The sequence below is a fragment of the Pandoraea morbifera genome, from assembly GCF_902459575.1.
GTDB lineage: Bacteria > Pseudomonadota > Gammaproteobacteria > Burkholderiales > Burkholderiaceae > Pandoraea > Pandoraea morbifera.
The window spans coordinates 263,312-282,539 of the sequence record NZ_CABPSD010000007.1 but is presented as its reverse complement, the minus strand read 5'-3'; the positions used below and the strand labels follow the sequence as shown (position 1 = coordinate 282,539).

Below are 19,228 nucleotides of genomic sequence, written 5' to 3'. Positions count from 1 at the left end.
ATATCGATGTTCGTCCCACAACTTCGGGTCGGGTCGACGCTCGTCTTGTGTCAGTGATTCCTCTTCAGCTGCCTGCTAATGAACTTCGCATCACGTTGGTCGCCCGCAAAGCTCTGTCGTCTGGCTTTGGCTCTGCTTTACCTCCCGCTGTCTTTCGAAGCACCGGCACAAACACCGCCTGCGCCGGCCATCGATGCGGCTGCTTCGAATGCGCGCCAGCAACAACTTCTCGAGCAGCAACGTCAGGCGCAGGAGCGCGCTGCGGCAGTCAACACACCAACGGTGCGCTCGGCGCTCCCCGCGACAGACGGATTTCCGGCACTTCCTGTGGAGTCCCCTTGCTTCCCGGTGAAGACGTTTTCTCTGCACGTTCCAGAGACGCTCCCGCAGCGTGCAAAAACCGCCGGCGCGTCATCACTTCCACTCGATCCGTTTGCCTTCGCGACGAACTGGCTCGCGCACTACCGGGGTGAGTGTGTTGGCCGCGAAGGCGTCGCTGCGATAACCGCAGGTCTTACCAAAGCGATCTTGGCCAAGGGCTATGTGACAACGCGCGTTCTCGTCCCCGAGCAGGACCTGACAAGCGGCGAGTTTCAGCTCGTGCTCGTTCCCGGCACCATCGGAGGCATTCGGTTTTCCGATGCGTCGCAATATGGCACCTGGCGATCGGCGTTCCCGGCACGCCCCGGCGATCTCCTCGAACTGCGCGATCTCGAACAGGGACTCGAGCAAATGAAACGCGTCGCCAGTCAGGACGTGACCATGCAGATCGTGCCGACGGAGTCACCCGGTGAAAGCGACGTCGTCATTGAGGTGAAACGTTCGAAGCGATGGAGCGTAGTGGCATCGATCGACAATTCGGGCTCTCGCGATACCGGTAAACTGCAAGGAAGCCTGGCACTCGGCATCGACAATCCGCTGGGACTAAACGACATCCTGAGCCTGGGAGCAACGCACGACCTTGCCTTCGCCGACAAGCGCTTCGGCTCGAATGGGTGGAGTGCCTTCTACTCGATACCGTGGGGATATTGGACTGCCACGCTGGCAGCATATGCCAACCGGTACAGCCAGCAGATCTCCGGCGTGAACGACATCTTCTTAACTCGCGGACAGTCGCAGAACCTCGACTTCAAACTGTCCCGCGTGATTCAGCGTAGCCAAAGCAACGTGTTGAGCGCGCAAGTCCGCCTTAGCAAGCGCTTTGGACGAAGTTTTCTCGAAGACACTGAAATCGAACAGCAGTACCGGAACAATACGTTCATCGAGTTCGCACTCGTGGACCGGCACTACATCGGTGTCGGGCAATTCGACGGCAGCATTTCATATCGACAAAGCGTCGCAGGGCTGGGCGCAGCACCGGACTTTGCCTTGCCCGGCATGCCGACGTACCGCTTTAACATGGCCGTACTCGATGCCAACCTGTCACTTCCGCTCGGTCAATTGCCACTTCGCTACGTCACGACATTTCACGGGCAATTCACTAGCGATGTGCTGCATTACATTGACGACATGAGTATCGGCAGCCGCTATACCGTTCGCGGGTTTGACGGTGAATCGTCTCTTGCTGCGGAAAAGGGCTTTTACTGGCGCAACGAATTACAGTGGGCGCTTGCGGCGTCCGGCGTATCGCTCTTCGTCGGTGCGGATTATGGGCGTGTCAGCGGCCCCAACGCGCAATACTTGGCAGGGACACAGCTTGCGGGCGCAGTTATTGGCGTTCGCGGCAATACCAAGCTCCCCTTCGGTTTCGTCGCCGGCGAAATCTTTGCCGGCACCCCAATCTATAAGCCAACGCACTTTCAGACCGCTCGAACTACGGTCGGATTCTCGCTGACCGCCCAATTCTGATTGCGCGTGACGAGCGCATCACAACCAGAGATCAGCATCCCCCCGTTTTATCAATTCGGCAATCAATTGGTTATCCAAATTTGTTGCGAATCGATGAGCCGTAGCAAACTTCCGCGAAGTTAAAGTACAAATTATTCAGTGAGATAGCAGCAGACGGCTTCCGGACGGACACCGCCTCCGCCAGGTTTTCTCGGTAGCCCTCACTGGCATTCGCGGTCATTGATCGTCGCATACGTTTGCGCCACCACCGGTTTCGGTCCGAACGGCGTGCGCGCCGCCCCGTCCCTCACCTCCGCACCACGCTCCTGAACGCCGCGGCGAGCGTGGCGAGGGCGTCGCGCTGTCGGCTGTCGCTCACCCGGGAGTGAAGCACCACCGGCAACCGCGGCAGATCCGGAAGCCCAAGCCTCGCGCCAACGTCCACGGCGCCCATAGGCAACATCCGAGGCGCCAATGCCGCAACGCCAAGCCCGGCCACGACGGCCGCCGCAGCGGCTGCAACGCCGCCGCCAACGAACGCCTCGGTCCACGGCACCCCCGCCGCATCGAGCGCCTGACCTGCCATCGCGCGCACGCCGCACGGCTCGGCCAGCGTGACGAGCGGCAAGGGCTCGCCTGCACGAGGCTCCCACGTCGGCGCAGCGAACCATCCGAATGTCTCGTCCGCCAACGTTTCTCCGTCGCTTCGATCCGCGTGAAAACGAACGATCACCGCGTCGAGCTCCCGCCGGTCGAACCGTTGAAGCAAATCACCGGACGAACCAATCCGAATCTCAATCAGCAACTGCGGATTCTGCGCATTCATGCGCGCGATCAACGACGGAAGATCCGGCCCCGCGACATGGTCGCTGATCCCGATAACAAGACGCTGCCGACGCTGCGCAAACCCGGCAAGCGCGCGATTGTGAACCTCCAGCAGTTCTCGGGCATTTTCGAGGAACGAAAGCCCCTGCGACGACAACTCGACATGCCGCGGCGTGCGCTCGACCAACCGGCAGCCGAGCCTTTCCTCCAGTCGTTGCAGCTTCAAACTGACAGCGGCCTGCGTCGCCCCCATCGCTTCCGCCGCACGCGTAAAGCTGCCGAGCTCCGCAATGTGAACAAAAGCCTGGACGGCATCAAGATCGAGAGGACGTTGAATCATTTCAAATTCTTATCTTTGAAATTCATATTAATAGATTTTCAATATAACAGATAGCCCTTAATCTTTGGCTTCCCGCTGACCCCTCACGCAAAAAGGAGCCCCCGATGCCACTCGCCCATGTCGCATTACGCGCCGGAAAGTCGGAAGCCTACAGACAGGCCATCCTCGACAACGTTTGTCGCGCAATGCACGAAACGTTCAACGTGCCCGAAGACGATCAATTCATGACGATCACTGAGCACGATGCCGCAAACTTCCGCTACAGCCCATCGTATCTCGGCATCGCCCGAAGCGACGATCTCGTCTTCATCCAGATCACCGCCAACAACACGAGAACCCTCGACCAGAAGTTGGCGCTGTTCAAACGGACCGCGGAGTTGCTCAGCCAAAGCCCCGGCATTCGGCCGGAGGACGTTTTCGTCAGTCTGATCGAGGTGGAAAAAGCCAATTGGTCGCTCGGCAACGGCCTGGCACCGTACGTCTGAGTTTGCGTGAGCGCCCGCCGTTCGACGACATCCTCGGCGGGCACTCACCGACTACGCGCTACGACATTCGCCCATTGGCAAGACCGACGGACAACGCAACATCGTCATCTCGCAAGATCGTGCGTATTCTCCGACCGGCCGAGAGCCGGCGCAGCATTCGTGTAGTAATCTCTGTCGTCGCGAATCGATCGAATGAAACGCAGCGTGACGTCCGCGCGACGCGTTCGCTCAGGCACGAACGCACGCGCTCGCGATATCAACCGGAGGCTACAGAATGAAAATGGATGCATTTGCGTTCGGCACGACGCAATGGGCGGACGTCGAGAAAACCGAACACCGTGGGGAAACCGGCGTCGCCTACTGGCGCACCCGTCATTTTGGTGAGGCGCCGAATCAAATCCGCGTGCGGATGGTGGAATACTCGCCCGGCTATCTGGCGGATCATTGGTGCCACAAGGGTCACATTCTCTTTTGCCTCGAGGGCGAACTGGAAACCACGCTCGAGGACGGGCGCAAGTTCGTCCTGACGCCAGGCATGAGCTACCAGGTAGGAGACGGGGCGGAAGCGCATCAGTCTTATACGAAATCGGGCGCAAGGCTATTCATCGTCGATTGAGCCGGCCCTTCCAGCCCCGTTTACCCTCCCGGCGATTCATGTGATCCGGGCTGTGCGCATCGTGAGAGCGACGTCGCACGGTCCTCACGCGTCAGCACGGGCCATGCCGATGGCGGCATCGCTTGCCAGCATGGCGATCTGCATCGACAGCACATAACCGAGCGTGCCGGGCCACGACGAACCGCCCCCCATAACGGCCGCGGCGACCTCGCACACCAGCGGCATCGGGATCAACATCGCCACCGTACGCAGACCCGCGAGCCACGCACCTTCGCGACGGTGCCACACCGCGTGGCACAGACACTGCACCGCCATGGCCGACATGCCCACCGGCAATGCCCGCCAGTGGTCGAGCCAGATCGCCAACCACCCGACCGCATTCGTGGGAACGTCGTGCGGGCACTGCGCGAGATAAAGCGCCGCGCCGACGCCCCGCAATTCCGCGGCACAGAGCGCCACTGTCACGAGTGTCAGCGTGGCCCGGGATACGACGAACAGCCCCCGCCGACCGCCCCTCGCGCGTCGCTCGGTCTCAATCGTGCCCGCCACAGCAGCCATGCGACGAGGTGGCCGTCTCGAGCGCAACAGCCTCACGTGCCCGTGCCCCATGCGCCCCCGCATCCGGTTGCGTGACAAGCCCGGTATCGCAGCAATTGCCCGGCAGCACCGGTGCCGAAACGCCGCTGTGTTCGCAGCAGCCCCCCTTCCACCAGCGGGCGCCTTCGCCCTGGCAGTACTTCCCGTCGGCCTCCACCATCGCCATGAACTGCGGATGGTAGTGACGACATACCTCGAGCTCCGTCTTCACCCAATGCAACGGGGCCCTGGCGTAGTGCTGCCAAAAGTCACCCCGCATGTTGATGCCGGGTACCGCCGGATTCCAGCTCTCGTCGAGCCACAGGTCCGGATCGCCATACTTCGAACACAACGCGCGAATCTTCGGGTCGTCGAGTGCCAGAAGGCGTCCGTTCTCGATGATCGTCTCGTTATCGCCCGAGCGCTCGGTGGTGTACGTCGGGAAATAGAGATGCAAATGCCAGTGTCCAACCAGATGCCCCATGCGCGCGGCCTCACGCTCCGTCATCGACGAGATGATCGTGCCGAACCCCATGTGAATCACGCCGGAGCGAACGCGCTCGTACAGACAATTGACGAAGCCGGACGGAAAGTCCTTGCGCGGACGATGCACGTGCGGATTGGTGCCGATCGACGCTTCCCACCAATGCATGATTCCCTTGTCGGGAAAGCCGGGATACTGAATATCCTTCGTGCGCTCCATCACGTCGCGTAACTTGTCGCCGAACTGCCCGCCGGCATTGATCTGCACGATCCTGGAGCGCTCCACGATGAGTTGCGTCCAGTCGCACGGCGCGATGTGATTGGTGGTACCGGCAATCACCCCCGTGCCGTCTTCCTTGAACGGATGAAACATCCACGGACGCCCGCAAATGTGACCCGGCAGGTACGTCTTGCCGAAGTGCTCGTTGCCCTGCCATGTGCGCGCCGTCAGCTCCGGCGAGTAGAACTCGCGGTTCCTGTCCCAGTACTCGTCGTGGTTCGTGAAGGAGATGTCGGTGCCTTCCGGGTCCGTGATGCGCGCACGCCGCGCCGATCGAATGCGCTCCCAGGTCCATCGATCGATGGCGTTGATGACTTCGATCGGCATCGCATGCGCCGGCGACGCGAGAATCTCGGGCGTGATGAACGGCATGCGCTGAATCTTGATCAGCCGTTCCGCGAGCACCGGCCCGCCGTAACCCATGAGGATCTTGTCGTACTTCTGGTTCTTCTCCTCCGTCTCCCACATGTCCATCCATTCGGCCAGCTCCCGGGTGCGGAACAGGTAATACTCGACCTCGTCCGCGCCCACCCATTCCTTGATGGGGCCGCGGTCGATCTTCTGAATTTCGTACTTGACCTTGTACTTCTCGAGAATCTTCTGACACGCCTGGATCGTCAGTTCGCTGTGCCAGTTGTCGACACGCAGCAAGACGCGTTCGCCCGCCTTCAGGTCCCAGCACGCGTTCAGTCCGTGGTTGTACGGGCGGCGCGCCACGTGCTCCAGGTAAGGCAGCAACTGATCGCTTTGGGTCACGTCCACGAAGGGCGGGCAACGAGGCGGTCGCGTTTGTTTGAGCGGCGGTTGGTCATAGTGAGGAACACCGTCGGGTACGGAATGACGGAGATCGGAAAAGTCGGTCATGAAGGCTCCAATGAGGAATTCGGCCGGCGTCGACGTCAGGCGCGACGCGACGCGGGTATCGTGAGAATCGCGACGAAGGAGATCGCCGCAAAGCCGGAAAGCAACCACCCGGCGCTTTGCGGATTGCCGGTGTTCCGGATCAGCCAGGTCGCGATCATCGGTGCAAAACCACCCATGACCGCGGAGAGTCCGATGCCGATCGATACGCCGGTCGCCCGCACGCGCGTTGGGAACATTTCGGAGACCAGCGCAGGGCCCGGCCCGGTGAACAACGTGTAGGCCAGCGCCATCAACCCCTGCACCAGCATCAGGCTGACGAGGGACGGCCGGCCAAGCAGCAACCCATACGCCGGATAGGCGGCAAACGCGAACAGAAGACAACTGACGATGACAAGCGGCTTGCGCCCGATGCGATCGGACACCGCCCCCATCACCGGCGAGAACACGGCAAAAATGAATAGCGCCAGCGAACTGCTCCACAGCGCCTGGACATGGCCGATCGACGCATAGGTGTGCGCGAACGACGCCATGTAGACGAGCACCATGTAAGCACCGCCCCCCCAGAACACGCCGAAGGCGAACGTCTGGATCACGCGACGCACGAAGGTGGCCGTCGGCATGGCGGGCGCTTCGCTCGCGCCCGACTTCTCGAAGTCGGGCGATTCATCGACATTGCGACGCATGAACGCACCCACGGGTCCCAGTATCGCCCCCAGCAGGAAAGGAATGCGCCAGCCCCAATTGCTCATGTCCGTAGGCGAGAGCACAACGCTCAGCAGTCCGGCCACGGCAGCGGCAAGCAACAGCCCCGCGCCGATGGTCGATTGCTGAAACGCGCCCACGAATCCCTGACGGCCCTTGCCGGCCCATTCATACAGAAACGTCGACGCACTGCCCCACTCCCCGCCGGCCGAGAAGCCCTGCACGAATCGCGCCACCACCAGCATTACCGGCGCCCAAAGTCCAATGGACGCATACGACGGCAGCAATCCGATGGCGACGGTACTCATCGCCATGAGCATCACCGTAAGCGTGAGCACGGATTTGCGGCCTTTGATGTCCGCAATGCGGCCGAGCACCACACTTCCGACCGGACGCGCGACGAAACCCACGCCAAACACGCCGAACGTCGCTAGCAGCGCGGCGTATTGATCGGTCGACGGGAAGAAATGCCTGCCCAGCGTGGCGGCAAGAAATCCGTAGACACCGAAGTCGTACCACTCGAGTACGTTACCCGCGATACCGGCGACCAACGCCCGCCTTCGGGCCTTCCCGGCGGGCCCACCCACGGGGCGCGCAGCTTCGGTGGCGAGCGTGCTGAGCTGTTGCATGACGTATCTCCTGTCCCATTCTGTTGTCTTGACTGCCGTCGCCCCGTGTCGCCGCGAGTACGGCGCTTCAGTGCGTCCCGAGCTTGACCGACGGGTCCGGCATGCGGTGTCGCCCCGCGGGCGGCTTCTCGACGTGCCTGCGTCGCCACGCGGCATTGCATGCTGTTGAAAACCTCTTTGCATGCAATATAAGCAAAATATTGCAGTTTTAGGCTTGGTGTTTACCTTAATGCATGCAATGACACAGCCTGATTGCATGCATTAGAATGCGGATAACCTGATTCCAGATGCCAACATGAGCACCCAGATCGACCGCGTGATCTCGCAAATGCGGGATCTGATTCTGTCCGGCGAGTTACGCGCGGGAGAGCGCATCGTCGAATTGCAGTTCACCGAGCGGCTGAATGTCTCGCGCACGCCGCTGCGTCTGGCGCTGGCCGAACTCGAGCGTGAGGGCATCCTGGAACGGTTGCCATCGCGCGGGTTTCGCGTACGCGGGTTCTCGTTGGAGGAAATTCTCGACGCCGTAGAGGTGCGCGGCACGCTGGAGGCGATGGCGGTTCGGTTATTGATCGAGCGCCACTGGTCGGAAGCACGGGTGCGCGCGCTCGAAGCGATCGTCGAGGACGGTCGTAGATTGATAGACGCCGGACTTGGCGCGCAGGCGCCTGATGGCCGCGACGGGTGCACTTCGATCGATGCGCACGCGTGGGCGGAGGTCAACCGCCGGTTTCATGAAGCGATTGCCGAGGGCGCTGGCAGCCGTGCGTTGTCGAATGCGATGGACAAGAACAATGCGACGCCGTTCGTCGGTCCCGGGTCCGTGATTCTGCCGCCGGAGCGCTCGGCGGTGGAAACCGCCTTGGTCGTGCGCGCGCAGGCCGACCACGAGGACATCTGTACCGCCATCAAGCGCCGCGAAGCGGCGCGCGCGTCGGCGCTGGTGCTTGAACACACGTACCGGAGCAAGGAAAACAAGCGCCGGCTGATTGCGCAGATGCAACATGCCAACGACGACGCCGCCGGCAAGGCGATCTTCCCGCCGATCATGGAAAGTCTGTCGCTCTGAGCCGCGACACCGGGGCGACACCGGCCGTGGGTTCGCCGCCCCTTGACCGACCGGTTGCGCTCAGAACCGGTAGGTCACCTTCAGGCTTCCCGCCTGCGCTGACGCCCGTGCGGTGTTGACGAGGGCGTCGTACGCGAGCGAGACGTCCAGGTGCCTGGCGAGCGTTATACCGAAGCTGGCACCGAGCGTCAGATAGCCGCGCGCCAGATGCGTACCCGGTGCAACGAAGATCGTGCCGTCCTGCGACGCGACGGTAATAGCCCGTCCGGCATCGAGCAACTCATGTGCATAGGCCGCGCGAACCTGCACGTGCATCGGCCGCAGCGCATCTCCGAACGCCTTGTCGAGCGTCACGCCCACGAACGGCTGAAGGCTGCGGGTATTGTCCGTGCCTACGCGAAGATTCTGCCCGCCCGCATCGCTTTCGTCGAAACCGTTCGCATGAAAATAGGCGTAGCGCAGGCCGGCGCGCGGCGTGACGACCATCCCGGCAATCGACATCGGCGCGCTCATCTGCGCCGCCGCCGTGAACTCCTGTCCGACATGATCCCCTTGCGCGGTTCCGATGCCCGCGAAGGGGCGTTTTTGCGACAGGAAATCGAGCCCGTAGCCTACCGTTGCCGCAACGTCGATCGGCCCCATTTCGCGACTGGCGTACGCGGCTAGCCGCAGCGTGTCGATCGTGCCCGAGTTCGCCGTGCCGGTCTCCGAGAGATCGGCGTGAGAATAGCCGCCGGCCAGCCCGAACGTGTTGCGCTCCACGCGCTTTTGCGCGCCCGCAAGGAAGCCGTAACGGTTCTCCTGAAAACCGGGCTGACCGTCGGAACCTGACAGACGGCCGTGAAGTCCCGTCGCACTCGCCCAGACCGAAGGGCCGCCAGAGGCTGCGTCGCCGGTAGCCAGTCCAGTCCCCACAGTGCGTCGCGTGGCCTGGTCGAGGACCGCCGCCGTCGCCGACTGGGCGTTCATCAGCGAAGCGGTCCCCAAGGCCGTGAAAATGCTGGTGTTCTTCGGCGCGATGACAACGCCTCCGGACGGGTCGATGGCCCCGGGATCCGCTGTCCCCGGCGCGTTGAGCGCGAGCGTCACGTCGTTCGCGCCGTAGCTCAGGGCGGAACGCAGATTGCCGAGGTCGGCACCGGCGGACAACGCTTCGGTTACCGAAGAGAAGCGTCCGCTCACACCGTTCGCGGCGCTCAGCACGGTGTAGCGCGTCGACCGGTAGGTGCCCGGATCGTATGTGATGGCGAGCACGCCATTCAACGTCGCGCTGCCCGACACCTTGAGCAACGACGCCACTGTCGGACTCACCTCGATGGCCAGCGTCGCGTTCGACGCCTGCGTGTAGTTGCCGCCAACACTCAGCGTACCGATGGAACCGCCCGGCGCCACGATCCCGCCGTTGGTCACGCTGCCCAGAATCGTGCCGTGACCGCGCAGCGTGCCCTGCGAACCGACTGCCACGTTGCCGCCCAGCACCGCGCTCTCGTGACCGGCATCGCCGACCTCGAGCGTGCCCGCACCCACGGTGGTCGCCCCGGTGAATCCATTGCTCGCGCCATTGAGCACGAGCATGCCGGCCCCCTGTTTGACGAAGGCGCCGCTGCCGGTGAGTGCGCCGGCATACGTTGTATTGGTGCCTGTATCGAGCGTCAGGGTGCTCGTGCCAATGGCGACGCTTGTGCCTGCCCCTCCGGACAGGCCGGAGAGCGTCTGCGCGCCCGCGCCGGACGCATCGAATGTCGCGCCGCTGCCGACCAGGGAGAGGGTCGTGGCCGACGACAACTGTCCGCCCGCCGCCAGTGCCAGCGTGCCGCCGTTGATCGTGGTCGCGCCGGTGTAGCTGTTGGCGCCGGCCAGCGTCTGCGTGCCGCCGTTCAGCGTCAAACCGCCCGTGCCGCCGATCGCGCCGGAGAATACACCCGACGCATTCGTGAGCGTCAGCGTGCGCGCCCCGAGCGCGACCGAGCCAGGCCCGGTCAGCGCCGTCAGCGAGGCGCCATTCGTCGTGGCGGAAATATCGAGCGTGCCGCTGTTCGCCACACCGCTCGACGACGCGATGCTCGCGCCACCGCTCAGTGCCAGCACCGCCCCGTTGTTGATCATGGTGGCACCCGAGTAGGTGTTCACGCCAGTGAGCGTCTGTGTGCCGCCGGCAAGACGTATGCCACCGGTGCCGCCGATGACACCGTCGAAGGTTCCAGCCGCGTTGGTAAGCGATAGCGTCTGGCTGCCGAGCTGCACGGCGCCACCCCCGGAAAGCGCCTGGATCGACGCACCGGCGCTCACGCCCGAAATGTCGAACACGCCCCCCACGCCGCCCACGCCGACGACGGTGACCCCGGACGAAGCGGCGACACTGCCGCTGCCCGACAGGGCCAGCGTGCCGCTGTTGATCGTGGTGGCGCCGGTGTAAGTGTTGGCCGACGTGAGCGTCAACGTCGTCGAGGCGATCCCCCCGAGCGTCAGCGCGCCCGCGCCGGAGACCACGCCCGACATCGTCAGGCTGTTCGTCGCGGTGGAGAAGATCACATTCGACGCCGCGTCGCTGAGCACGACGGCATTGTTCAACGTCAGCCCCGCGTTTCTGGCGCTGATGGTCGCGCTCGCACCCGCATCGAACAGCAGGTCGCCGAGAATCGCCGAGCCGGTAAGCAGATTCAGGCCGTTGTTCAGGCCGCCGAACTCGATCGCCGCGGCTCGCGGCGCGCCGCCGGTGGAGGCCCCACCGGTGATCAGGCCGGCGTTGGTGATGAAGTCCATGCCGCGCGTGCGCACGCCAACGCCGCCCACCAGACCCGCACCGCCCGAGATCGTCCCGACGTTGGCGACCGAGTTGTGTGTTCCTGCGAGATTGACGCCGATGCCACCGCTGCCAGCCGTGCCACCAGCGAGAGTCGCGCTACCGGCCGCACCTCCGGCACCGCCCGAGATCGTGCCGACGTTGACAATGTTGGCGTATCCCCCGAGCGACAATATCCCATCCCCGCCAGCGCCACCGCCGCCGCTGAAGCCGCCCGAGCCTCCGGTACCGCCATCGCCGCCAGAAATCGTCCCCGAATTGCTGATCGATGCCACGACACCGGCAGAGATCATCCCGGCCCCGCCACCGCCGCCGCCGCCGCCGTTGCCGACGCCTGCCGAGGCGTTACCGCCCTGCCCACCCGCGCCGCCGAAGATCCCGCCTCCCGACGAGACGGTGATGTTGTTGCCCGTGTAATAGAGTCCTGCGTTGCCGCCGTTCCCGCCGGACGCAAAATTGGTGCCGCCGGCCCCGGCGGCGCCGGCGGTGCCGAGAAGCGGCGCGTTGATCCCAACGTTGTCGGAGACCTCGACCAGCGCAGGCGCTGCGCCCGATGACGCGCCGCCGTCGCCGGCCGCCCCGGTGCCGCCGGTACCCTGTGTCGCCCACCCCCCGGGGACCTGCACCGTCACGCTGCTCGAATCAAGCGTACTTGAACCGCCGCCCTGGCCGTTGCCGGCGCCGCCCGGACCGCCGCGCCCCGAGGCACCGTCGCCGCCCGCCGCACCACAGCCGCTGATGTCGCTGACGGTACAAGTCCCGGCGGCCCATAGGGACGGCGCGGTCCCCGCGAGCGCCAGTGCGACCGCCGTACTGGTTGCAGTGCGAACGATTCGGGCCCCCATGGGATGCCACGTCGGCCACGGCAATGGATGGCGGATGTCATGCGGTGCGGGCGTCGGGGACGGGGGCTGGACGGAGTTGACACGGCGCGATGCGCGCCTGAGCTTGCGTGAGACCACGGGTATCCTCTCGTTTCGCGCCGTGCATGGCGACCGGCGACCGAGAAGATTCGGCCTTTCCCCCGCAGTACGGCAGTTCTCGAACACCAGTGCTCTGAGATGCCGTTCGAATTGAAATTGTCGAGCGCTGGGACGACGCGACCGCATAGTCGGGCGCATCGGACACCGAATGTAATACAAAGGAAGGTAATTCGCCACCCTCGTTCGCCCGGGTTCGCCGGGCTCGCCGCCCCCTTGACGGGCGAGAAAGTCACGCCTCCAGATGCGGCTGCATCAGCGCCTCGAACCAGTCGAGAAAGACGGTCAGGCGCCGCGAGCGTTGGCGGCGGTGCGGGTAAAGCAACGAGACCGGCATGGGCGCCGCGCGAGCTTCGGGCATGACCTCGACCAGTTCGCCGGAATCGAGCAGATATTGCACATCGAAACGCGGAATCTGGATCAGCCCCAGGCCCGCGCGACAACATGCGATGTAGTTTTCGGCATTGTTGGTCACCACCTGGCTGGGAACGTCGAGGGCACGCGCCACGCCGCCTTCGTCGCGATACTCCCAGGGCAACTCGCGCCCGGTTGTCGGCGACGCGTACCCGACGGCCCAATGCCCGGCGAGCAGGTCCTCCGGGCGACGGGGGGTGCCGAATTCCTCGAGATAGCCGGGACTTGCACAGTTGATCAGCGAAATCGCGCCCAGCGCCCGCACGACCAGACTGCTGTCGTGCAACAGGCCCACGCGTACCGCACAGTCCACGCCCTCCTGGACCAGATCGACGGCACGATCGCTCGATCGCAGCATCAGGCGCAGGCGCGGATGCCGGCGCAGCAGCGTCGGCAGCGCCGGCGCGATGAGCCGACGCGCGATCCGGCTGGGAACGTCGATCTGCAACTGGCCGGATACCTGGCGCTGGCTGGCGTGAAACAACAGGTCGATTTCCTCGGCGTCGGCCAGCAATCCCCGTACGCGCTCGAGCAGTTGCGTGCCGTCGGCGGTGAGCGTGACCCGCCGAGTGGTTCGATGCAGCACGCGTGTGCCGACCTGCGCTTCCAACTGCGCAATCGCGGCGGACACGGACGCGCGCGGCACCTCCAATGCGTGCGCCGCCTTGATGAAGCTGCCCATCTCCGCCACTTTCACGAAGATCCGGTATCGATCGAATCTATCCATGTCCGCCTTTTATCACGCCCCAATCGATCCGCCCCGGCCCCGAATGAGCGCCGGCACGACGGCCCGTGCCCGAACCTCAGTTCGCGCCGCCGTCGTGTGCGTCCCGCGATCACGGACCGGGCACGCACTCACTTGGTCGTGTAGCCGCCATTGATGAGGATCGTCTGACCGGTGATCCACCATCCATCGCTTACCAGGTGGCGAATGAACGGCACGACGTCCTCGATGTCGGTCAGTCCTGTCTTGCTGAACGGTGACAACGCGGCTGCCGTCTTGTGATACGCCACGGCATCCTCGCCCTCGGCGGGGTAGAAGAACGGCGTGTCCATCGGCCCCGGTCCCACGGCAGTCACCGAGATGCCGCGCGCACCGAACTCCTTGGCCGCCGCGCGGGTGAAATGCTCCACCGGCGCCTTGGTTCCGGCATACGACGCATAGAACGGCGTGAATGCGCCGAGCAGCGAGGTCACCAACGTGACGATCTTGCCATGATCGTTCACATGCTTGCCCGCTTCCTTCAGGAAGAAGAAGGCGGCCTTCGCGTTGACCGCGCTCATCTCGTCGTATTCCGCTTCGGTGATCTCAACAAGGGGCTTCTTGAGCACCTTGCCCACGGTGTTGATCGCGATATCCGGACGTCCGACCGCATCGGTGGCATCGCGAAAGAGGGCCTCGACGGCCGACGCCGCACTCAAATCCGCCTGAAACGCCACCGCCCTGGCCCCCAGGGCCTGGACCGCGGCAACCGTCTCCTGTGCCGACGCCGCGCTCGCCGCGCTGTTGTAATGGATCGCAATGGCCTTGGCGCCGTGCCGTGCCAGATCGCGGGCGATCAGCCCACCGAGATTCTTCGCGCCACCGGCGATCAATACCACCTTGCCCTGAATTGCGTGGTCTGCCATGAAATGCTCCTTGATAAAGGGGAGACTCCAATGTAGACACTCGGTGTTCCGGCATAAACAACGTGAATCTGGATGGATCATCCAGAAAACCGTACTAATCCACGCCCGCCCCGCGCAGGCCGCGATCGACACACGCCCGAGCGTGGCCCGACGTGCCGCTCACTCGCGCGCTTCGTCAAGCGGCAGCGACATGCCGAACTTCACGCGTGACATCACGACCATTGTCTCGAAGTGCCGAATATTCGGATTCTGACGAAAGACGCGCGTCGCAAAGGCTTCGTAATGGTCGATGTCGCGCACGGCGATCATCATCGCGAAATCCGCGCGCCCCGTGACGACATAACACTGCATCACTTCCGGCACGGACTGAAGGAACCGCTTGAAATCATCGAGCAGGTCGATCCGCTCGCGCTCGACCTGGACCAACACCCACATCATGATAGGCAGCCCCACCTTGTTGGGATCCACGACCGAAATGTCCTTCTGGATGTACTTCTCTTCGCGCAGCCGCCTCACCCGCCTCAGGCAGGCTGGCGGACTCAGATTCACCTCGGCGGCCAGCGCCTGATTGCTGATCTGGTTATCGACTTGCAGCAGCGAAAGAATGCGCAGGTCGTACTCGTCGAGTGGCGTGGCGGGGTTCTGGCTCATATTTCGCAAACACCCTGAAAAAAGAAATCCGGTTAAGCAAACATGGTCCGCGCGAAAATTGAATTTCGTGACCGGTCCCTAGAATCGTAGCATCGCCACCCGATCGATTCCATGGAGAAAATCATGTTCCCGAAAGCCCTTGCTGCCGCCGCCGCGGCCATGCTTTGCACCCTGAGCGCCCACGCGCAAACGGTGGTGACCATCGGCTATGCCGGCGCGCTCACGGGCGCTCAGGCGCACTTCGGCAAGGACAGCGAGCGCGGCATTCGCCTGGCGATGGACGAGATCAATGCCACGCACCCCGTCATCGGCGGCAAGCCGGTCCAGTTCGCGCTCGACGCGCAGGACGACGGCGCCGACCCGCGCATCGCCACCACCGTGGCGCAGCGCTTCGCCGACAACCGCGTGAGTGCCGTGATCGGCCATCAGAACTCCGGTACCTCCATCGCGGTGGCACGCATCTACGCTCAGCAACACATCGCCGAGCTCACGCCGTCCGCCACCAACCCCGAATTCACGCGCCTGGGTTTCGACACCACGTTCCGCATGCTGGCCAATGACGATTACCTTGGGCAGGCCCTCTCGCAATACGTCGCCACGCAGTTGCGTGCGCGGCGCATCGCCGTCATCGACGACCGTACCGCCTACGGACAGGGCATCGCCGAAGTCTTTGCCCGCCAGGCGGAAAAGGCCGGGGCGAAGATCGTGGCGCGCGAGTACTCCACCGACAAGGCGTTCGACTTCTCGGCCGTGCTGACCCGCGTCAAACGTGAAAACCCGGACGCCATTTTCTTCGGCGGCATGGATGCCCAGGGCGGGCCGATGCTCAAGCAAATGCGTCAATATTCGATTGCCGCGCCACTGGTCGGCGGCGACGGACTTTGCACCGCCGAGATGATCCGGCTGGCGGGCCCCGCGCTCGACGGCAATCTCTTCTGTGCCGACGGGGGACGCAGCCTCGCCAAGATGCCGGGCGGCGCGGCGTTCGCCGCGAAGTTCCGCCAGAAGTACGGCGAACCGGTCCAGCTCTATGCTCCCTACGCCTACGACGCCATGACCGCGATTTATCGCGCCGCCGTCGCCGCGCAATCGACGGCCCCCGACAAAATCGTGCAAGCGCTGCACCACGTGTCGTTCAGCGGTGTCACGGGTCAGATCGCATTTGACGAGCACGGCGATCTGCGCCAGCCGGCCGCGACCATCTCCACTTACAAGGAAGGCAAGAAAATGGCTTTGACCGAGGTATCGAAATGAGTCTCGACATTCTGCGCGTCGGATCGCCCGCGCTACGCGAAGTGGCCGCCGAGGTCACCTGTCTCGACGACCCCGTCGTGGTACGCGAAGCGAGCGCGCTGGGCGAGGCGATCCGGGCGTTCCGGGCCGAACACGGTTTCGGTCGCGCCATTGCCGCGCCGCAAATCGGCATCCGCAAACGCATGATCGGACTGGCCATGCCGGGATGGCCCGAGGTCATCGTCAACCCGGAGATCGTGTGGACCAGCAGCGAACGCATGACGCTCTGGGACGACTGCATGTGCTTTCCGGACATGCTCGTGCGGGTGGCGCGCTTCGCGTCGATCTCCGTTCGCTTTCTGGACATGCGTGGCGAGCGGCATCTCCGGGAGGCGCTCGGCCGCCCGGAATCCGAACTGCTGCAACACGAGATCGACCATCTCGACGGCAAGCTCTCGTTCGATCGCGCCGTCGGCGAAAACGCCGTCGTGCACCGCACGGTCTTCGAGTCGCACCGCGCGGCCTTCGCCGCACAGGTCGACTACTTTCCTCAACCTCTGTGAGAGACGTGATGACCCGCCCCGACGTTGGCCGCATCGACGGTCTGACCTACCCCGCCGGCACGGCTTTCATGGCCGGCCAGTACCTTCCCATGTCCGAGGCCCGCATCTCCGTGCTCGACTGGGGGTTGCTGCACTCCGACGTGACCTACGACACCGTGCACGTATGGAATGGCAGGTTCTTCCGACTGGATTTGCATATTGCGAGATTCCGGCGCTCGCTCGAGAAGCTGCGCTTGCGAGTGGCGTACGACGACGACGCGCTGCGCGACATCCTCGTCGAGTGCGTCCGGCGCTCGGGGCTGCGTAACGCCTATGTCGAGATGCTGTGCACGCGCGGCCTGTCGCCGACATTCAGCCGCGACCCGCGCGACGCCGCGAACCAGTTCGTCGCGTTCGCCGTGCCCTACGGTTCGGTGGCCAACGCCCGGCAACTCAAGGAAGGATTGCATCTGCACCTGATCGATACCGTACGTCGGATCCCGCCGGAGTCGGTGGACCCGCAGATCAAGAACTACCACTGGCTCGATCTGGTCACCGCCCAATTCCAGGGGTTCGACGCCGGCGCGGAGACCGTCGTCATCAAGGACATGGACGGCAATGTTGCCGAAGGCCCGGGCTTCAACATCTTCGCAGTCAAGGAAGGCGCCCTGTATACGCCCGAGCGCGGCGTTCTGCATGGCATCACCCGCCGCACGGTGTTCGACATTGCCGAACGACTCGGTATCGAAGTGCACGCGGGCAACGTGAGCGAAGCGCAACTGCGTCACGCCGACGAGATCTTCATTACGTCGACCGCAGGCGGCATCATGCCGGTCACGCGCCTGAACGACGTCGCCGTCGGCGATGGCATGCCGGGCGAGCTGACCCGGAAGATCTTTCGCACCTACTGGGATTGGCACGACGATCCGGCCTGGACGCTGGCGGTCGACTACGACGGGGCGGATCGTGTTCGCTGAGGCGCTGCGCTCCCGTCTCGAAGCACGCCGGCAAGCGCTCGTCGAGCGGCACGCCCTCAAGCGCGAGATCGCGATCGGCTCGCCGCAGGGCGGTCGCATCACCGCGCACACGAGCGCCGCCGAGGCACCGCGCGGGTATCTCAATCTGTGCGCCAACAATTACCTCGGGTTGGCTGGCGACGCCCGCATTGTCGAGGCAGCGAAGGAAGCCGTCTCGCGCTTTGGCCTGGGCATGGCCTCGGTTCGCTTCATCAGCGGCACGCATGCGCTCCATTGGGAACTGGAGCAACGGCTGGCAGACTTTCTCGGCACCCAGGCGTGCGCGCTGTTCCCTTCGGCCTTCGACGCCAACGGCGCGCTGTTCGAGGCGCTGTTGTGCGATGAGGACGCCGTGCTCTCCGACGCGCTCAATCATGCGAGCATCATCGACGGCATACGCCTGAGCCGGGCCGCCCGCTTTCGTTACGCGCATCGCGACATCGACAGCGCCACGCAAGCCTTCGACGACGCGAACGACGCCAGCGCGCGGCTGCTGGTGAGCGACGGCGTGTTCTCCATGGACGGCACGCAGGCACCGCTCCAGGCCCTGGCCGCGCTGTGTCGCGAACGCCAGGCGCTCTTCGTCGTGGACGACTCGCACGGCATCGGCGTCATCGGCGAGACAGGCCGCGGAACCGCCCAGGCGCAGGCGCAAACCACCGCCGTCGACGTTTTCGTCGGTACGCTCGGCAAGGCGCTGGGTGGCGCGGCAGGCGGATTCGTGGCGGGCCCGAATGCCGTGATCGACACGCTGCGCCAGTTCGGACGCCCCTACCTGTTCTCCAATGCCTTGATGCCGGCGATCGCCGCCGCCGCGCTTCGCGCCCTGGAGCTGATCGAACGAGGTCAGATCGACTTCGCGCGCCTGCGCGCGATGAGCGTCCATTTGCGCGAGCGCCTGACAGCGGCGGGCTTCGATGTCATCCCTGGCGACCATCCGATCGTGCCGGTTCGCTTCGGCACTTCGGCACGTGCCCAGGCAGCCGCGTCGGCGCTCGCGCAGCGCGGCATTCTGGCGCAGGCGTTCTCGTACCCGGTCGTTCCCGAGGGGCAGGCCCGTTTGCGGCTGCAGGCGTCCCTCGCGCTGACCGACGCCGATCTCGACCGGGTCGTCGACGCGTTCCGATCGATGCGCCATTAGCACCGCCGAGGTCGTCGCGCGCCATCCGTTGCCATCGGCAGCCGTCGGCCGCCATTGAGCCTTGGGCCCCTCGCGCGGCAGAGCAGGCGAAAACGCCGGCCGAATTCCCCTACCCGTATCGCC

General features: G+C 64.2%; 16 protein-coding genes. 8 read left to right on the top strand and 8 right to left on the bottom strand.

Translation table 11 applies throughout. The annotated features are described in order from the left end of the window. Positions 1 to 78: 78 nt before the first annotated feature. Positions 79 to 1,848 (top strand): ShlB/FhaC/HecB family hemolysin secretion/activation protein, encoded by a 1,770-nt coding sequence (locus PMO31116_RS14165; RefSeq protein ID WP_150567268.1) that lies wholly within the window; start codon positions 79 to 81, stop codon positions 1,846 to 1,848. A 286-nt stretch (positions 1,849 to 2,134) separates the two neighbouring features. On the opposite strand, the gene PMO31116_RS14160 is transcribed toward PMO31116_RS14165, so the two are convergent. Further along, on the bottom strand, positions 2,135 to 2,992 hold the full coding sequence (locus tag PMO31116_RS14160) for a LysR family transcriptional regulator (RefSeq protein WP_141571912.1): 858 nt from the start codon (positions 2,990 to 2,992) through the stop codon (positions 2,135 to 2,137). Between the two features lie 104 nt (positions 2,993 to 3,096). Between PMO31116_RS14160 and PMO31116_RS14155 the strand changes: the two genes are divergently transcribed. Together PMO31116_RS14155 and PMO31116_RS14150 are read left to right on the top strand one after the other, a co-directional pair. Further along, positions 3,097 to 3,477, top strand: coding sequence for a tautomerase family protein (locus PMO31116_RS14155; protein WP_063598264.1), 381 nt, complete (start codon positions 3,097 to 3,099; stop codon positions 3,475 to 3,477). A gap of 274 nt (positions 3,478 to 3,751) precedes the next feature. Beyond that, entirely contained in the window at positions 3,752 to 4,093 is a 342-nt protein-coding gene (locus tag PMO31116_RS14150) for a DHCW motif cupin fold protein (RefSeq protein WP_023595414.1), read from the top strand. 84 nt (positions 4,094 to 4,177) lie between these two features. Here PMO31116_RS14150 and PMO31116_RS14145 read toward each other — a convergent pair whose 3' ends face one another. Genes PMO31116_RS14145 through PMO31116_RS14135 form a run of 3 tightly spaced genes read right to left on the bottom strand, consistent with a single transcriptional unit; the run spans position 4,178 to position 7,627 of the window. Beyond that, positions 4,178 to 4,651: a hypothetical protein gene (locus PMO31116_RS14145; protein ID WP_150567267.1), complete on the bottom strand. Its 474-nt coding sequence runs from the start codon at positions 4,649 to 4,651 to the stop codon at positions 4,178 to 4,180. Continuing rightward, complete coding sequence (locus PMO31116_RS14140) at positions 4,626 to 6,296, bottom strand: hypothetical protein (RefSeq protein WP_246185287.1); 1,671 nt, start codon at positions 6,294 to 6,296, stop codon at positions 4,626 to 4,628. Before PMO31116_RS14140 ends, PMO31116_RS14145 begins: the two co-directional genes overlap by 26 nt. Positions 6,297 to 6,331: 35 nt before the next feature. Then, positions 6,332 to 7,627, bottom strand: coding sequence for an MFS transporter (locus PMO31116_RS14135; RefSeq protein WP_174971308.1), 1,296 nt, complete (start codon positions 7,625 to 7,627; stop codon positions 6,332 to 6,334). Positions 7,628 to 7,922: 295 nt separating this feature from the next. Between PMO31116_RS14135 and PMO31116_RS14130 the strand changes: the two genes are divergently transcribed. Then, complete coding sequence (locus PMO31116_RS14130; RefSeq protein ID WP_150567265.1) at positions 7,923 to 8,696, top strand: GntR family transcriptional regulator; 774 nt, start codon at positions 7,923 to 7,925, stop codon at positions 8,694 to 8,696. A 60-nt stretch (positions 8,697 to 8,756) separates the two neighbouring features. On the opposite strand, the gene PMO31116_RS14125 is transcribed toward PMO31116_RS14130, so the two are convergent. The 4 genes from PMO31116_RS14125 to PMO31116_RS14110 form a co-directional block, all read right to left on the bottom strand. Next, positions 8,757 to 12,344: an autotransporter outer membrane beta-barrel domain-containing protein gene (locus PMO31116_RS14125; RefSeq protein ID WP_150567264.1), complete on the bottom strand. Its 3,588-nt coding sequence runs from the start codon at positions 12,342 to 12,344 to the stop codon at positions 8,757 to 8,759. A 367-nt stretch (positions 12,345 to 12,711) separates the two neighbouring features. Further along, on the bottom strand, positions 12,712 to 13,620 hold the full coding sequence (locus PMO31116_RS14120) for a LysR family transcriptional regulator (protein ID WP_150567263.1): 909 nt from the start codon (positions 13,618 to 13,620) through the stop codon (positions 12,712 to 12,714). 128 nt (positions 13,621 to 13,748) lie between these two features. Beyond that, positions 13,749 to 14,522, bottom strand: a complete 774-nt coding sequence (locus tag PMO31116_RS14115) for an SDR family oxidoreductase (RefSeq protein ID WP_150567262.1) — start codon at positions 14,520 to 14,522, stop codon at positions 13,749 to 13,751. Between the two features lie 159 nt (positions 14,523 to 14,681). Next, positions 14,682 to 15,173, bottom strand: coding sequence for an Lrp/AsnC family transcriptional regulator (locus tag PMO31116_RS14110; RefSeq protein WP_150567261.1), 492 nt, complete (start codon positions 15,171 to 15,173; stop codon positions 14,682 to 14,684). Positions 15,174 to 15,296: 123 nt separating this feature from the next. Between PMO31116_RS14110 and PMO31116_RS14105 the strand changes: the two genes are divergently transcribed. The 4 genes from PMO31116_RS14105 to PMO31116_RS14090 are packed head-to-tail and all read left to right on the top strand — an operon-like array spanning position 15,297 to position 19,105. Continuing rightward, the gene (locus PMO31116_RS14105) at positions 15,297 to 16,427 is read left to right on the top strand and encodes a branched-chain amino acid ABC transporter substrate-binding protein (RefSeq protein WP_217424748.1); all 1,131 of its coding nucleotides are present in this window, start codon (positions 15,297 to 15,299) and stop codon (positions 16,425 to 16,427) included. Then, positions 16,424 to 16,969, top strand: coding sequence for a peptide deformylase (locus tag PMO31116_RS24100; protein ID WP_150567259.1), 546 nt, complete (start codon positions 16,424 to 16,426; stop codon positions 16,967 to 16,969). Before PMO31116_RS14105 ends, PMO31116_RS24100 begins: the two co-directional genes overlap by 4 nt. A gap of 8 nt (positions 16,970 to 16,977) precedes the next feature. Then, positions 16,978 to 17,925 (top strand): aminotransferase class IV, encoded by a 948-nt coding sequence (locus PMO31116_RS24095; RefSeq protein ID WP_150567258.1) that lies wholly within the window; start codon positions 16,978 to 16,980, stop codon positions 17,923 to 17,925. After that, positions 17,915 to 19,105: a glycine C-acetyltransferase gene (locus PMO31116_RS14090; protein WP_174971305.1), complete on the top strand. Its 1,191-nt coding sequence runs from the start codon at positions 17,915 to 17,917 to the stop codon at positions 19,103 to 19,105. Before PMO31116_RS24095 ends, PMO31116_RS14090 begins: the two co-directional genes overlap by 11 nt. The last annotated feature ends 123 nt before the right edge of the window (positions 19,106 to 19,228 follow it).

What these genes read in the sequence shown, in the direction of transcription:
- PMO31116_RS14115 (WP_150567262.1), bottom strand. Translation starts at nt 14,522, where the DNA reads ATGGCAGACCACGCAATTCAGGGCAAGGTGGTATTGATCGCCGGTGGC.
- PMO31116_RS14145 (WP_150567267.1), bottom strand. Translation starts at nt 4,651, where the DNA reads ATGGCTGCTGTGGCGGGCACGATTGAGACCGAGCGACGCGCGAGGGGC.
- PMO31116_RS14130 (WP_150567265.1), top strand. Translation starts at nt 7,923, where the DNA reads ATGAGCACCCAGATCGACCGCGTGATCTCGCAAATGCGGGATCTGATT.
- PMO31116_RS14165 (WP_150567268.1), top strand. Translation starts at nt 79, where the DNA reads ATGAACTTCGCATCACGTTGGTCGCCCGCAAAGCTCTGTCGTCTGGCT.
- PMO31116_RS14150 (WP_023595414.1), top strand. Translation starts at nt 3,752, where the DNA reads ATGAAAATGGATGCATTTGCGTTCGGCACGACGCAATGGGCGGACGTC.
- PMO31116_RS14155 (WP_063598264.1), top strand. Translation starts at nt 3,097, where the DNA reads ATGCCACTCGCCCATGTCGCATTACGCGCCGGAAAGTCGGAAGCCTAC.
- PMO31116_RS14125 (WP_150567264.1), bottom strand. Translation starts at nt 12,344, where the DNA reads ATGGGGGCCCGAATCGTTCGCACTGCAACCAGTACGGCGGTCGCACTG.
- PMO31116_RS24100 (WP_150567259.1), top strand. Translation starts at nt 16,424, where the DNA reads ATGAGTCTCGACATTCTGCGCGTCGGATCGCCCGCGCTACGCGAAGTG.
- PMO31116_RS14140 (WP_246185287.1), bottom strand. Translation starts at nt 6,296, where the DNA reads ATGACCGACTTTTCCGATCTCCGTCATTCCGTACCCGACGGTGTTCCT.
- PMO31116_RS14110 (WP_150567261.1), bottom strand. Translation starts at nt 15,173, where the DNA reads ATGAGCCAGAACCCCGCCACGCCACTCGACGAGTACGACCTGCGCATT.
- PMO31116_RS14120 (WP_150567263.1), bottom strand. Translation starts at nt 13,620, where the DNA reads ATGGATAGATTCGATCGATACCGGATCTTCGTGAAAGTGGCGGAGATG.
- PMO31116_RS14135 (WP_174971308.1), bottom strand. Translation starts at nt 7,627, where the DNA reads ATGCAACAGCTCAGCACGCTCGCCACCGAAGCTGCGCGCCCCGTGGGT.
- PMO31116_RS14105 (WP_217424748.1), top strand. Translation starts at nt 15,297, where the DNA reads ATGTTCCCGAAAGCCCTTGCTGCCGCCGCCGCGGCCATGCTTTGCACC.
- PMO31116_RS14160 (WP_141571912.1), bottom strand. Translation starts at nt 2,992, where the DNA reads ATGATTCAACGTCCTCTCGATCTTGATGCCGTCCAGGCTTTTGTTCAC.
- PMO31116_RS24095 (WP_150567258.1), top strand. Translation starts at nt 16,978, where the DNA reads ATGACCCGCCCCGACGTTGGCCGCATCGACGGTCTGACCTACCCCGCC.